The organism is Daejeonella oryzae DSM 19973, assembly GCF_000422945.1.
Lineage (GTDB): Bacteria > Bacteroidota > Bacteroidia > Sphingobacteriales > Sphingobacteriaceae > Daejeonella > Daejeonella oryzae.
This window is the reverse complement of the sequence record NZ_AUHA01000002.1, coordinates 1,551,193-1,566,327: the sequence shown is the minus strand read 5'-3', so window position 1 is coordinate 1,566,327 and position 15,135 is coordinate 1,551,193. Positions and strand designations below refer to the sequence as shown.

Sequence of the window (15,135 nt, the reverse complement as noted above, 5' to 3'; positions counted from 1 at the left end):
AAAATGAATTTTATTATAAAAATAAAATTAGTAATTAATAAATTTTGTTAAATATCTACACATGATGAGAAATTAATTTCTTAATAATAAATATATTATTCACGCATTTGATCAAAAATTCGCAAAAAAAAGCAGGCCTAAATAAATTTAGACCTGCTTTAAAATATATAAACTGAAAGTATTACGAATCCTGACGTGCGAACTGCAGGTTGACGTTTATCTTAATGTCCTCTCCAACTACAATGGCTCCGGCTTCGGTAACACCACTCCATACCAGGCCATAATCCTTACGGTTTATTTTACCTGACACTTCAAATCCTGCTTTTAAGTTTCCATAAAAATCGGTTGCTGAACCGCCAAACTCTACATCTAATTTTACCGGCTTGGTTACATCTTTTATAGTCAAATTTCCAAGTAATTTATAATCATCCCCATCTTTCTCAAATGAACTTGACTGAAATTTAATTTCAGGAAATTTCTCTGCATCAAAAAAATCGGCCGATTTTAAATGCTCATCTCTTTGTGTCTGATTGGTGTCTACAGAATTTGCATCCAGTGAAAACTTAATCTGTGCGTCTGTGAAATCATCATTTTCAGTTTCCAAACTCCCGCTGAATACTTTAAAAGTTCCGGTTACGGTAGAAATCACCAAGTGCTTCACTTTAAAGTGCACTTCAGAGTGAGTTGGATCTACTATCCATTTTGTTTTTGCAATGCTTTCCATCTTGTTTAATTTAAGTTCATTACAAAATTAAATAAATAGATGTTTAAACATGTAATTGCATTGTCAGGAAATTAAACCTATGATTCTATGTTTAAGCTATATGTGATTTTGACTCCGGCAGCAACCAGCATATCGTGAACAGAGCAATATTTTTTTACGGCCAGCTCGGCTGCTTTCTCTGCTTTTGCAGGATCTATTTCGCCCTTCAGACTAAACAGCATATGAATAGATGTAAACACACTCGGAATTTTATCAGTTCTTTCTGCTTCTGCCGAAACAGAAAAATCCCGTATAACTTGTCTTTGTTTTTGCAGAATGGTCACCAAATCAAGAGAACTGCAGGAAGCCAGTGCCATTAATACCATTTCCATGGGTCTAACGCCCAAACCTTGTCCGCCAATTTGTGGCGAACCGTCTATTTGAACTTTTACTGTCGAAGAAGGTGAGCTTGCTTCAAAATGAACAGCATCATTTACACGTTTTAATTCAATTTTCATTTTTTAAGATAAAGATTTATAGATCAAAGAAGAAGAATCAGAAAAAAATGTAGTTTTTTTTTCGAAAACTTAGGAGGAAAATGTTTCAAATCTTTCCCAAAATCCGTCGTGAGGCAAAGGTGCAAAAATCTCTACGGGTTCGAGTTTTACAGGGTGCAAAAAACTAAGCTTGCGGGCATGAAGACATATACTTTTCTTCAAACTTCCACGGGGGTAGCCATATTTATTATCGCCCACAATCGGGCAATTTAAGGTGGATAACTGAACCCGTATCTGGTGAGGACGGCCGGTGATAGGATCAACTTCTATTAAATAATACCCATTTAATTCACCAATCAGTTTATAATTTAATTCTGCACGCTGGCTTCCGGCTACTTCATGATCGAATGCTTTGGTAACATTTTTCTGCGGATTTTTAACCAGCCAGTGGACCAGGTTACCTTCAGGAATTTCGGGACGATTGCGCACTACGGCCCAATACGTCTTTTTCATTTCACGCTCCTTAAATTTTTTGTTCACCCTATCCAGAGCCTTACTTGTTTTAGCAAACAGAATAACTCCGCTTACCGGACGGTCCAGGCGGTGAACCACTCCCAAAAAAGCGCCATTGGGCTTATTATATTTTTTAGCAATATATTTTTTTACTTTCTCATCCAGGGATTCATCTCCGGTTGAATCAACTTGCACAATATCCCCTGCCCGCTTATTTACAGCAATTAAGTGATTATCCTCAAATAAAATATCTTCATCAGTCACATCAGATACTGCGGGTGGAAATTTCACCTTCTTGTATTCAGGTTTATTCATAAATTTTAAAAATTAACGTCATGAATATAGACGTCCTATACCCTTTTTAATCGTGAGTATCTGGCTAGAATTTAGTATTGTTCCTTTTCGCTTGGAAAATCGGCATCCTTAACATCCTTTACGTATGCTTTTACGGCTCCGGAAATTTCTTCAAATAAATTAAGGTACTGCCTTAAAAACCGGGGATGAAATCCTTTGGTTAATCCAATCATATCATTTATAACCAATACCTGTCCATCGCAATGCTTGCCGGCACCAATTCCGATGGTGGGAATTTTAACACTTGCGGTAACTTCTTTTGCAAGACTGGCCGGAATTTTTTCCAATACTACTGAAAAACATCCTGCCTGCTGAAGTACCATAATATCTTCTTTTAATCTTTTAGCTTCGGCTTCTTCCTTGGCTCTAACGGTATACGTTCCAAACTTGTAAATAGACTGAGGAGTTAGTCCCAGATGTCCCATAACGGGAATACCTGCTGTAATAATTCTGTCAATAGATTCTTTCACTTCAGATCCGCCTTCCAGTTTTACGGCATGGGCACCGGATTCTTTCATGATGCGGATAGCCGAATTAAGCGCCTCCTTTGAATTTCCCTGGTAAGAACCAAAGGGAAGATCTACAACTACCAAAGCCCGTTTCACCGCCCTTACCACGGAAGCTGCATGATAGATCATCTGATCAAGGGTGATAGGTAACGTAGTTTCATGCCCGGCCATCACATTTGAGGCCGAATCTCCAACCAGAATAACGTCAATACCTCCATCGTCTACTATAGTGGCCATAGAGAAATCATAAGAAGTAAGCATGGCTATTTTCTCTCCATTTTGCTTCATTTCCTGTAAGGTATTGGTTGTTATTCTTTTTATTTCTTTGTGGACAGACATGATCTAATTTTAATGAAAATAAAGCAAAGGTAGAATTAAACTATAAATTGATATTAAATAAATACGCTACTTGTATGTTCAGACATTAAATAAAGTTTGGATAATATTCAAACAATCAGATTTATAGTAGCATGTACGCAAGTTGTTGTTTTCGCATTGCTTTTTAGAATTGTAATGGGGAATACTCCATACATTAATATTTTCATGTCAGCTGGTTTTATGAAGGATTATGAAGGGGGAACTTTGATGTTAAAGCCCTTCATAATATCACTGATAAAAGGTATCTATTTATGAATCAAAAATTCCTGGGAAAATGCCTCAGGTGATGTCGAATTTTTCTTAACCATTAATTCAATTACAAATCATTCCTGCCTGCGTATTCAGGATGTATAAAATTTACCAAATTCCATTTATCTCTACTTCAAAAAGTGTAGCTTTGTCCCCCGTGAAAGATGAAGTTATACACTTCAGCATATGGTTCAGCAGTAACGGAATTTCTTCCGGGAATACTCCATTCCTCTTTTTTTCAAATTCAATTCCCATATTAAATGATTAATTACACAAAACTACCTGCAGTATTACTTCTGGAAGACGGTACAGTATATCACGGAAAAGCTGCCGGTAAAATCGGCACCACTACCGGTGAAATTTGTTTTAATACCGGCATGACCGGTTACCAGGAGATTTTCACAGACCCTTCATATTTCGGTCAGATCATGGTAACTACCAATGCACACATTGGAAATTACGGCATTAATCAGGAAGAAGTAGAATCAGGAGATATTAAAATTGCCGGATTGGTTTGTAAAAATTTCAATATTGCCTACAGCCGCAGTCAGGCTGATACTTCTATACAGAATTACTTTCAGGAAGAAAATATTGTTGGAATTTCTGATGTCGATACACGCTCTCTGGTTAGACATATCCGCGATAAAGGAGCTATGAATGCCATTATTTCTTCCGAAATTCTGGACATTAACCTGCTTAAAGAAAAATTAGCCGCTGTTCCTTCTATGGAAGGGTTGGAGTTATCTTCCAAAGTTTCAACAAAAGAAAGCTATTTCTACGGCAATGAACATGCGGCTCACCGTGTAGCCGTTCTGGATCTAGGCGTGAAGAAAAACATCCTCCGCAATTTTGACGAGAGAGAAGTTTATGCCAAGGTTTTTCCTGCCAAAACAACTTTCAAGGAAATGGAAAAATGGAACCCCGATGGATATTTTATTTCAAATGGTCCGGGCGATCCGTCAGCAATGGCTTACGCAGTGGATACTGTGAAAGAAATTCTGGCCTCAGAAAAACCATTGTTCGGAATATGTCTGGGTCATCAGTTGCTTGCACTGGCAAACGGCATCGGCACCATGAAAATGTTTAACGGCCACCGTGGTCTGAACCATCCGGTAAAAAATATAATCAAAGATCATTGTGAGGTAACTTCCCAAAATCATGGGTTCGGTGTTATTCCTGAGGATGTTAAAAAATCTGATAAGATAGAAATCACTCATATTAATCTAAATGATCACAGCATAGAAGGTTTAAGAGTCAAAGGGAAAAATGCATTTTCGGTACAATATCATCCGGAGTCATCACCCGGCCCGCATGATTCACGATACCTGTTTGATGATTTTATTAGCATGATGAATAAAAATTAATCGAATTTACTTTTAATGGTATCCTAATCCACATTTAATGGGTAAAAAGTTTAACTGATTAATTTTCGTATATAATTTAGCGGTTATTGTTTTAACATTCATTTGAAAAACAGTAATTTTGAATAGATAAGGTCTTAGTGTTTTTCTTACACTAAGACTTTTTGTTTTATCAGGTATAATCAATAAAAATTATGAGTTTAATTCTCGATGTACACGCCCGGCAAATTTTAGACTCCCGCGGTAACCCGACGGTAGAAGTTGATGTAATAACAGAAAATGGTATTCTTGGCCGTGCCGCTGTTCCATCAGGTGCATCCACCGGAATGCATGAAGCAGTAGAACTTCGCGACGACGACAAAGCCACGTATATGGGGAAAGGCGTTTTAAACGCAGTTAAAAATGTAAATGAAATATTAGCTAAAGAGCTGAAAGGGATTGATGTTTTTGAACAAAACATGATCGATCAGTTAATGCTTGAAATTGACGGCACAGAAAATAAAAGCAAAATTGGGGCAAACGCCATTTTAGGTGTTTCTTTAGCGGTAGCGAAAGCTGCAGCGCAGGAAAGCCGTCAGCCCTTATATCGGTATATTGGTGGTGTAAATGCAAACACGCTTCCAATTCCAATGATGAATATTGTTAATGGCGGCTCTCATTCCGATGCTCCAATCGCATTTCAGGAATTCATGATCATGCCCGTTGGCGCTCCTTCATTTTCTGAGGCATTACGCTGGGGAACCGAAGTATTCCATAACCTGAAAAAAATCTTACATGACCGCGGACTTTCCACTGCAGTTGGTGACGAAGGCGGATTTGCACCCAAATTTGACGGTACCGAAGATGCTGTAGAAACTATTTTAGAAGCTATAGAAAAAGCAGGCTATAAGCCAGGCGAAGATATTTATTTGGCTTTTGATTGTGCTGCTTCTGAGTTTTACAAAGATGGCAAATACAATTATGCAAAATTTGAAGGTGATGGAGGAGCAATACGCTCAAGCGCTGAACAAGTGGATTACCTGGTTCAACTGGCAGAAAAATATCCAATAATCTCTATAGAAGATGGAATGGACGAAAATGACTGGGATGGATGGAAATTACTAACCGAAAAAATTGGCGATAAGGTTCAGTTAGTAGGCGATGATCTATTTGTTACCAATGTTACACGCCTGCAGAGAGGTGTTGATAATAACACAGGTAATTCAATTTTAGTTAAAGTAAACCAGATAGGATCTTTAACCGAAACGATTAACGCAGTTTCACTGGCTCAGAATAATGGATATACATCAGTAATGTCTCACCGCTCGGGAGAAACTGAAGATGTAACCATTGCTGATTTAGCTGTTGCTTTAAATTGCGGACAAATTAAAACCGGTTCGGCTTCCCGTTCAGACAGGATTGCGAAATACAACCAGCTTTTACGCATCGAAGAAGAATTAGGTGGTGCAGCTCGTTTTATCGGCAAGAATTTCAAATATGCTAAAAAATAATTTTTGCTATAATCTTATGAAGGAGCGTCCCGGCCGGGAGGCTCCTTTTTTTATTAATTTTTTTTAAAGCTTTAAAAATTAAGATAAACATCCAGACTACTAATATTGCGGATGTTTTTTAGTTAATTTGTGTAAATGAACCGGCTGATCGAAACCCTTCGGAATAAATATTTAATAGTAAGCATTGCTTTTGTGGTGTGGATGTTGTTTTTTGACCGGAATGATCTGATGTCTCAATATGATTATCGTACACAGCTGAATAAATTACAGGCAGAAAAAGAGTTTTATTTAATAGAAACCGAAAAGGCCATAACCGATCTGGATGAGCTGAGTACCAACAAAGAAAAGCTTGAAAAATTTGCCCGCGAAAAATATCTGATGAAAAAAGAGAACGAAGATGTTTTTGTGATCATAAAAGAGGAAGAAAAAAAATCTAAATCCTTTTTCTAAATCTCTCCGTTTCGCTTTCGTGAAAACCATTCTATACTCAGCAAGCATATTATCAAAAAGAAAATGATCTTTAAATTGATCATTTCTTCATATTTTCTTCCTTCGTAAGATATTGTCTTAACATTTTCATTGCTTTTAAGCAGCGTAGGAATCTGAGATAATTCATCCGGAAAAATCATCGAGCCTCCGCCCTGCTTAGCCAGTGAATATAAAAGCTGGTGATTTGCTGTAGTTTGCTGAAGTTCCGTTTGCTGCCGGCTCACTACAAACTGCCCGCCGGATTCATGCCTTTTAGACCCCAAAGTTGTGTTGCCCTGATACGTATATTCACCGGAGGGCAATACTCCTGCATCAAGCAGATATGCATTCCCACTCCGGGAAAACAGATAACTATATTTTTTGCCCGACTTGCTTTTCACGGATAATTTCACGTCGGGAGTATTTATTAGTTCGTAGGAATCGTTGTATAATTCAGCATTAAAAACAACCGGCTCATTTTCATCAAATGACTTTTTGCCCGTGTATACCCTAAATTTCCGCTTATCATCACGACTGGAAAGATACTGAACCGTTTTGCCCAATAATTCATTCACTGCATCGTGATTCCCGTTAGCTGCAAATTCTTCCAGGCGCCAGCGCCACAACCCCTCGCCCGCTAAAACCCCGGTTTTCCTTTCCGCATCATTTCCTAATAGCAACAAAGGCATTGCTGTATCTATATTCCCAATCTTCTGATTTAAAACAGCTACAGCTTGTCCTTTAATTGCATAATTCCCGAAAGGGACAACTAAGGGAGCAAAATCCAAAAGTTTTTTCTGTAAGTTTTCACTTAGGGAGAAGCCATAAAAATCAGGCTGAATCTTCACTCTGGCTTCCTGAGAACTGCCCGAAGAAACTATTGTTAAAACTCCCTGAGATGATGAAAATAAACTGCTGCTGCTTTGGGCGCCCAGAATAAATAACAATGATTTGGATTTAAGCTGATCCAGAATCCTACGGGCATGGTTGCTTACCGATGGCAACTGATGTAAAATAACCAGTCCGGCATCCTGAATATCTTTATTCTGAACATCATCCGTAAAAGCAACTTTTACACGGTAATCTTTATTTATTTCAATTGATTGCCGTATGGCAGCCACATCGGGGTGCGGCGCATTCGCGATAATAAGTACCTCCTGCCGGCCATCCAGCACCTCAACAAATATCGTCTGCTTATTATTTTCAAGAGAAAGCTCGCCCGATATAGAAGAAACACTGATCTGGTATCGCTGAATTCCTTTTCTCTTAGCCGGTAAGTTTAAAGGTATAGTTTGCCTGAACTCAGCGGAGTTAATAGTTATATTTTTGGAAAATAGAACGCCAGAATCATCCGAAATACTGAGCCGGCTGGTACTACCTGCGCTTTGATATGCTTCTATGCTTACTTCTATCTGGAAATTATTTCCCAGATACGCGATGTTGTTATAATTGGTATTGGCAATGAGAATATCCTTTTTAGGGATGGTATCACCCAAGGCAATAGTGTAAATCGGAGCTTTTAGATTCTTAATTTCATAGAGCGGATTACTTCCCCGGTTATAAATTCCATCAGTAGCAATTAAAACTGCGCCAATATTCCGGTTGGCGTAACGGTCATTAATCATCCGGAAAACTTCAGAAATATTACTCAACTGTCCGTTGTATTCAGCTTTTAAGCCATCCCGAACCTGCATGTCAAAATTAAATTCCCTGACTTCATATTCCTTTGAAAGTTCTTCCGAGATGTTTTTGTACTGCTTCAGGAATTTACCTGGATCAAAATCAGGTGCCTTTGAAACTTTTATGGAGGCCGAATTATCCTGAACTAAAATAATCAGGGGTTTTTCCAGAGTTTTACTTAGGGTTTTAAGCAAGGGGGCAAACAGCAGAAATGAAAGAACACTTACAACCAGAGCCCGTATTGCAAAAAGTCCATACTTAACTTTTTTATCTAATTTTGAATTCAATGGATACAGCAGAAATGCATATGCAATTCCCAATGCAATACATGCGATAAGCCACAAAAAAATCGATCCCGTAAATTGAAGCTGAAATAATAAGGGCATAAAATTTAAGAATGTGCTATTAAATCGGGATTGATCAGTATCCGGATTATTGGGTTGAATTAATTTACCGTACTTGCAGTAGAAACTGAGTTATTTGCAGATTTGTATGTATAGATTCCCTTAGAACCGGGTTTAAAAAAATATTTTAATTGATGAGTAGGAACCACTGCCGGACAAACACGATCGTCAGGAGGATCTACGTAATATGCCGTAAAAGAAATAGTATTTTCAATTATTTTGGCTTCTAAGTGATGAGCAGACGAACAACCGCTTCCACCGCCAAAGCTTACGGTAATAGTATCTGTTTGTCCTAATGATATATTGCTTAATGATTTTATGGAATATATTTCTCCCATTTTTGCCCCCAAATCCGGTTGATCTTTTTTTGAGCATCCGAAAATGATTAAACAGATTACAAAGCCTGCTAGTTTCATCAGTTAATCAATTTCAAAATTAGCATTTACTACCGCGGTAATTTCTTTTCTAATAGAACTGGCATCGTTAATACCATAATCTGAAGTCATGTTTGAATTTTCAGGAGTGATTTGAAGTACACCCATTCGTGCAGTTTTTAAAGTTCCAAGTTCACGACCTGTAGCCTTTGCTATTCGCTGCCCGCGGATCATGGCATCTTTTGCTGCTTCGGCCTGTATCTCAATCTTTATATCGCCCAATTTGGTATAATAAAATTCAGGCTGATTAACCTGGAAACTTATTCCTCTTTCTACCAGTGAACTTATTTCCAGAGATAGTGCTTTGATCAGATTCACATCGGGCGACTGTATATCTAATGATTGCGAAGCTGTAAATGAGCGTACCCGGGTTTGCTGGCCATTTTGATTAAATTCATAATTCGGATAATTATTGATTGTCTGGAAATTGATCTTATCTGAATTAAAACCTTTCGACCTGATATAATCTATTAAAATCGGTTTTTGAGCTTGAAGGGCTTTATAAGCATCGCTGGCAGTAACAGCTTCAGCACTTAAGGTTCCTCTTAAAATACCGAGGTCTGAAACAATCACTTTCTTTGCCGATCCGGTAACGTTAATCGTTTGGTTTTCGCTCTTAATTTTGCGCCAGGTTCCGGAGAAAACAAATGTGGAGATAACAAGGGCCAGGCCCATTATCAGCGAAGGAAGAATAAAACGGTTGGTTCGCATTTATGCTTTTATTTATAAAAGTATAATATACTAATTGTGAGAAGATTCCCTGAAAATTTATCCAAAAAAAAATCTCCGCAGACAACGGAGATTTTAAATCATTTTTTACATAATTTCTTTACAACATTCCGCCGTCAACCGGAATTACCTGTCCGGTGATATAAGAACTCATGTCAGATCCCAGGAAAACGCATAGGTTTGCAACATCTTCTGCTTCACCCGCACGCTTCAATGGGATAGCCTGCGCCCACCCTTCCACAACTTTGGGATCCAATACCTCGGTCATTTCTGTACGGATAAACCCTGGGGCTACCACGTTTGTACGGATATTTCGTGATCCTAATTCTTTTGCCACCGATTTTGAGAAACCAATAATTCCCGCTTTAGACGCCGCATAATTTGCTTGTCCGGCATTACCCTGAACTCCTACCACTGAACTCATATTAATGAAAACCCCTTTGCGGTTTTTCATCATGATTTTGGAGGCTGCCTTGGTAACGTTAAATATAGATTTCAGGTTTACGTTGAGCACATCGTCCCAGTTCTCTTCACTCATTCTCATTAATAAACCATCTTTTGTAATTCCTGCATTGTTTACCACGATATCTAATGTTCCAAAATCTGCAACTATATCAGTAATCAGCTTTTCTGCTTCATCAAATTTAGAGGCATCAGAACGATAGCCTTTTATTTTGGTACCATAGCTTTGCATTTCTTTTTCTAAGGCTTCGCCTTTTTCAACAGATGAAAGATATGTAAATGCCACGTTTGCACCATGCTCGGCAAATTTTTCAGCTATTTTACGACCAATTCCTTTTGATGCACCGGTAATTAATGCGGTTTTTCCTTCGAGTAGTTTCATAATATATTTAAAGCTGTGAAATTAGAAATTTTAAAAAATATACCGCAATTTTATTAGAATGCTATTTCTGAAATTTTTCAGGTTAAATGATTATGATTTGTATCTAACAAAATGTATCCGGCTATGTTAGCCGGATATACTATCTTAAATCAAATATTTTAATTCTTTTCAATGGAGTCAGTTGAATCATTTTACGATGAATTGAGCAGCCGCTATACCGAGCTGATCAGCAAATGTGTGCCGCGTTATGGCGAACTGATGTACAACATGTTCCATTATATTCCTGCTGATCTTAAACCTTCACGAATACTTGACCTGGGATGCGGCACCGGAAATCTCACCGAACAAATTCTTAAATATTATCCCGAAGCCGAAATTGATACACTTGATATTTCAGAAGATATCCTGAAAGAAAGCCAGAAAAGATTTATGGCACAACCCAATGTCAGGCACATTCAGGCTGACTTCCGGCACATGCATCTTCCGCCGGGTTCATATGATCTGATCTTATCCAGCATAGCCATTCATCATATTCCAGACCCGGATAAGATAAACCTCTACCGGGATATTCAGCAGGCATTAAAGCCAAATGGACTCTTCATTTTTGCCGACCAAACCCGTGGAATTAATGAAGAGATCTATAAGAAGCATATTTCGAGGTGGAAGGAAGAGGCTTTTAAACTAGGCTCAACACAGGAAAATTGGGATATGTGGATGCAACATCAGGATGCGCATGATTTTCATACGCCTGTAAGCTGGCATTTAAAAACTTTGGAACAGGCCGGTTTCAAAGAAGTGGATATTATCTGGAAAAATATTATGTGGGCCGTTATCTGGGCTCAAAAATAAACAGAAAAGATGTTATAGCTTAGATATAAAAAAAGTGCCTGACATTTCATCAGGCACTTTTTCGTTTGCAAAAAACAATCTTACTTAGTGGTAAGCGCTCTCAAACTTCATGTCTCCCATCTACTATCCGTATCAACCCGAACAGCTGATACAACCCTCTTCCATGGAGCAAACTTCACCCTGAATTTCTTCATCCACCTGGGGAATAACAGGTTCCATATTTTTACCCCCCTGGCTTTCTACAGTAAATTTAATGGCCTGCGATGCAGCCTGCGTACGCAGGTAATACATTCCGGTTTTCAATCCTTTTTTCCATGCGTAAAAATGCATGGAGGTAAGCTTAGAAGCATTCGGAGAACTAACAAACAAATTAAGAGATTGCGACTGGCAGATATAAGCACCACGATCGGCGGCCATATCAATCAATGAACGCATTTTTATCTCCCAAACAGTTTTATATAATTCCTTAATTTCCGAAGGAATTTCTGCGATATCTGCAATGGAGCCATTCGCAGAAATGATCTGGTTCTTCATATCGTTATTCCACAATCCCAGGTTAACCAGGTCGCGTAATAAATATTTGTTTACCACGATAAATTCTCCGCTTAATACACGGCGACTGTAAATATTAGAAGTATAAGGTTCAAAACACTCGTTATTTCCTAAAATCTGCGAAGTGGAGGCAGTAGGCATCGGCGCCACCAGTAATGAGTTACGAACCCCGTTTTTAACCACTTCTGTACGCAAAGCTTCCCAGTTCCAGCGTCCGCTGTCGGGCTGTATGTTCCACATATCAAACTGGAATATTCCTTTGGATAAAGGAGAACCCTGGAAAGTTTCGTAAGCACCCTCCTGAATGGCCAGATCTTTTGAAGCGGTCATCGCTGCAAAGTAAATGGTTTCAAATATTTCGATGTTCAGTCTTCTGGCTTCTTCACTTTCAAAAGGATAACGTAACTGAATAAATGTGTCGGCCAATCCCTGAACACCTAAACCGATCGGTCTGTGGCGCAGGTTTGAATTCTGGGCCTCGATAATCGGATAATAATTACAATCGATAATCCTGTTAAGGTTTAAAGTGGCCTGATAAGTAACTTCGTATAATTTATCGTGATCAAATTTTCCATTGATAATATATCTGGGTAGCGCAAGCGAAGCGAGATTACAAACCGCTACTTCGTCAGGTGAAGTGTATTCAATTATCTCGGTGCATAAATTAGAACTTTTGATAGTTCCTAAATTTTGCTGATTGGATTTACTGTTTGCCGCATCTTTATATAATAAATACGGAGTACCGGTTTCTACCTGGGCATCTAAAATGGCAAACCATAATTCCTGAGCTTTTACCACTTTGCGGGCACGGCCTTCTGCTTCATAACGGGTATATAAGCTTTCGAACTCGGCACCAAAACAATCGGCCAGTCCCGGCGATTCATGAGGACAGAACAAGCTCCAGTGGCCATCTTCTTCCACACGTTTCATGAACAAATCAGAAACCCAGAGCGCATAGAATAAATCGCGGGCACGCATTTCTTCTTTACCATGATTTTTACGAAGATCTAAAAACGCAAAAATATCTGCATGCCATGGCTCAAGATAAATTGCAAAAGCACCTTTACGCTTACCTCCACCCTGATCTACATAACGGGCAGTATCATTAAAGACCTGCAACATCGGAATAATTCCGTTACTGGTACCGTTGGTTCCGCTGATATATGAACCTGTTGCCCGAACGTTATGGATGCTCAGCCCAATTCCTCCCGCACTTTGCGAGATCTTGGCCGTTTGCTTGAGTGTATCATATATTCCGTCAATACTGTCATCCTTCATAGTAAGCAAGAAACAGGACGACATTTGTGGCTTAGGCGTACCGGCATTAAATAAAGTTGGCGTAGCATGTGTAAACCAGCGTTCACTCATCAAGTGATAGGTTTTGATAACACTTTCGATATCGGCTTTATGAATACCAACCGCTACACGCATGTACAAATGCTGCGGCCTTTCGGCGATCTGATTATTTATTTTTAACAAATACGATTTTTCAAGCGTTTTGAAACCAAAATAGTCAAAACCAAAATCGCGGTCGTAAATAAGTGTACTATCCAGCAATTCTGCATGTTCTTCAATTACCGCCCAAACATCATCAGCAATCAAAGAGGCATTCTTACCCGTTTTCGGATCAATGTATTCATGCAGCAGACGCATGGTTTCAGAAAATGATTTGATTGTATTTTTATGAAGATTGGAAATCGCTATCCGCGATGCCAGCAATGCATAATCAGGATGTTTGGTAGTTAAAGAAGCTGCAGTTTCTGCCGCTAAATTATCCAGCTCAGAGGTTGTTACTCCGTCAAATAATCCTTCGATTACTTTTTTCGCCACATCTATCGGATCCACCAAGGCCGGATTAAATCCGTAACAAAGCTTTTCAATTCTTGCAGTGATCTTGTCAAATTTTACGGATTCTTTCTTTCCGTCGCGTTTTATTACGAACATGCTTTAAGATTTGAGATTGAGATATTGGATTTGAGATGTTCAAAGTCCCGTACTTCAATCTTTGTATATAAACTATTTTTTATTGAGATATTTGAGTTTAGTTCGATAATCCAAGCTCTCCTATCTGTGATTAGAAATCCTCGTCCAGAGAAAATGCCTGTGTTTTTGCATCGCTGGAAAGTACACCGCTTTTCTGATAATCGCCCACACGTTTTTCGAAAAAGTTAGTTTTCCCCTGCAGGGATATCATTTCCATGAAATCAAACGGATTTGTGGCGTTATATAATTTATCATAGCCCAATTCCTGCAACCAGCGGTCGGCTACAAATTCAATGTACTGACTCATCAGTTTGGCATTCATCCCGATCAGATTTACAGGCAGGGCATCGGTTACAAATTCCTTTTCAATCTCCACCGCATCAGCAATAATTTCTGTTACTTCCTCTTTAGAAAGTTTTTGACTCAGCATGCTGTAAAGCAGGCAAGCAAATTCGCAGTGCATTCCTTCGTCACGGGAAATCAACTCATTGCTGAAAGTCAAGCCCGGCATCAGTCCGCGTTTTTTCAACCAGAAAATAGAACAGAAACTTCCGGAAAAGAAAATACCTTCTACGGCAGCAAATGCCACCAGTCGCTGGGCAAAATTCCCGTTATTGATCCATTTCAAGGCCCATTGTGCCTTTTTATTCACGCAGGGAACTGTATCAATAGCATGAAACAATCTTTCTTTTTCAACCGCATCTTTGATATAGGTATCAATTAGCAGGGCGTAGGTTTCTGAATGAATGTTTTCCATCATAATCTGGAAGCCATAAAAACAACGGGCCTCCGGAATCTGCACTTCGCTCATAAAATTAACAGCCAGATTCTCGTTTACGATACCATCGCTGGCAGCAAAAAAGGCCAGAATATGCGACACGAAATGTTTTTCACCATCATTCAGATTTTCCCAATCTTTAATATCTCCAGAAAGGTCAATCTCTTCAGCTGTCCAGAAACTGGCCTCGCTTTTTTTATACATTTCCCATATAGCGGGATATTTTATTGGCAACAGGACAAAGCGGTCTTTATTTTCCTTTAACAGGATTTCGTTCTCGTGATTCATAACAGATGGTTTTGGAATTGACAGAAGACAGCAATTCCTGCATCAACAGATGCGAGAATCAGAATCTCCGTC

Annotated in this window: 14 protein-coding genes; 4 read left to right on the top strand and 10 right to left on the bottom strand. The window is 38.9% G+C overall.

What is annotated here, in order from left to right; genetic code table 11:
- Positions 1-181: 181 nt before the first annotated feature.
- The 4 genes from G521_RS0107310 to panB all read right to left on the bottom strand — a co-directional run bounded on the left by G521_RS0107310 (position 182) and on the right by panB (position 2,915).
- On the bottom strand, positions 182-724 hold the full coding sequence (locus G521_RS0107310; RefSeq protein WP_220096047.1) for a YceI family protein: 543 nt from the start codon (positions 722-724) through the stop codon (positions 182-184).
- A gap of 77 nt (positions 725-801) precedes the next feature.
- Positions 802-1,221: an OsmC family protein gene (locus G521_RS0107305; RefSeq protein ID WP_026897956.1), complete on the bottom strand. Its 420-nt coding sequence runs from the start codon at positions 1,219-1,221 to the stop codon at positions 802-804.
- A 69-nt stretch (positions 1,222-1,290) separates the two neighbouring features.
- Positions 1,291-2,028, bottom strand: a complete 738-nt coding sequence (locus tag G521_RS0107300) for an RluA family pseudouridine synthase (RefSeq protein WP_051189554.1) — start codon at positions 2,026-2,028, stop codon at positions 1,291-1,293.
- A gap of 71 nt (positions 2,029-2,099) precedes the next feature.
- Positions 2,100-2,915 (bottom strand): 3-methyl-2-oxobutanoate hydroxymethyltransferase, encoded by an 816-nt coding sequence (gene panB / locus G521_RS0107295; RefSeq protein ID WP_026897954.1) that lies wholly within the window; start codon positions 2,913-2,915, stop codon positions 2,100-2,102.
- Positions 2,916-3,463: 548 nt separating this feature from the next.
- On the opposite strand from panB, the gene carA reads away from it, so the two are divergent.
- From carA to G521_RS0107270, 3 genes are all read left to right on the top strand, one after another.
- Positions 3,464-4,567 carry a glutamine-hydrolyzing carbamoyl-phosphate synthase small subunit gene (carA, locus tag G521_RS0107285; RefSeq protein ID WP_026897953.1) on the top strand — a complete coding sequence of 368 codons (1,104 nt, stop codon included), beginning with the start codon at positions 3,464-3,466 and terminating at the stop codon, positions 4,565-4,567.
- Positions 4,568-4,758: 191 nt separating this feature from the next.
- Positions 4,759-6,054, top strand: a complete 1,296-nt coding sequence (gene eno / locus G521_RS0107280; protein ID WP_026897952.1) for a phosphopyruvate hydratase — start codon at positions 4,759-4,761, stop codon at positions 6,052-6,054.
- Between the two features lie 135 nt (positions 6,055-6,189).
- Positions 6,190-6,504, top strand: coding sequence for an FtsB family cell division protein (locus G521_RS0107270; RefSeq protein ID WP_026897951.1), 315 nt, complete (start codon positions 6,190-6,192; stop codon positions 6,502-6,504).
- On the opposite strand, the gene G521_RS0107265 is transcribed toward G521_RS0107270, so the two are convergent.
- From G521_RS0107265 to fabG, 4 genes are all read right to left on the bottom strand, one after another.
- Positions 6,501-8,588, bottom strand: coding sequence for a hypothetical protein (locus tag G521_RS0107265; RefSeq protein WP_051189553.1), 2,088 nt, complete (start codon positions 8,586-8,588; stop codon positions 6,501-6,503). The two genes, G521_RS0107270 and G521_RS0107265, sit on opposite strands and share 4 nt — an antisense overlap.
- Positions 8,589-8,647: 59 nt before the next feature.
- Positions 8,648-9,022 carry a hypothetical protein gene (locus G521_RS0107260; RefSeq protein ID WP_026897949.1) on the bottom strand — a complete coding sequence of 125 codons (375 nt, stop codon included), beginning with the start codon at positions 9,020-9,022 and terminating at the stop codon, positions 8,648-8,650.
- A gap of 3 nt (positions 9,023-9,025) precedes the next feature.
- Positions 9,026-9,751, bottom strand: coding sequence for an SIMPL domain-containing protein (locus tag G521_RS0107255; protein ID WP_026897948.1), 726 nt, complete (start codon positions 9,749-9,751; stop codon positions 9,026-9,028).
- Positions 9,752-9,869: 118 nt separating this feature from the next.
- The gene (gene fabG, locus G521_RS0107250; RefSeq protein ID WP_026897947.1) at positions 9,870-10,613 is read right to left on the bottom strand and encodes a 3-oxoacyl-[acyl-carrier-protein] reductase; all 744 of its coding nucleotides are present in this window, start codon (positions 10,611-10,613) and stop codon (positions 9,870-9,872) included.
- A 171-nt stretch (positions 10,614-10,784) separates the two neighbouring features.
- Between fabG and G521_RS0107245 the strand changes: the two genes are divergently transcribed.
- Complete coding sequence (locus G521_RS0107245; RefSeq protein WP_026897946.1) at positions 10,785-11,462, top strand: class I SAM-dependent methyltransferase; 678 nt, start codon at positions 10,785-10,787, stop codon at positions 11,460-11,462.
- Positions 11,463-11,594: 132 nt separating this feature from the next.
- Here G521_RS0107245 and G521_RS0107240 read toward each other — a convergent pair whose 3' ends face one another.
- Together G521_RS0107240 and G521_RS0107235 are read right to left on the bottom strand one after the other, a co-directional pair.
- Positions 11,595-13,958, bottom strand: coding sequence for a ribonucleoside-diphosphate reductase subunit alpha (locus G521_RS0107240; RefSeq protein WP_026897945.1), 2,364 nt, complete (start codon positions 13,956-13,958; stop codon positions 11,595-11,597).
- A 130-nt stretch (positions 13,959-14,088) separates the two neighbouring features.
- Positions 14,089-15,063, bottom strand: coding sequence for a ribonucleoside-diphosphate reductase small subunit (locus tag G521_RS0107235; RefSeq protein ID WP_026897944.1), 975 nt, complete (start codon positions 15,061-15,063; stop codon positions 14,089-14,091).
- Positions 15,064-15,135: the final 72 nt, after the last annotated feature.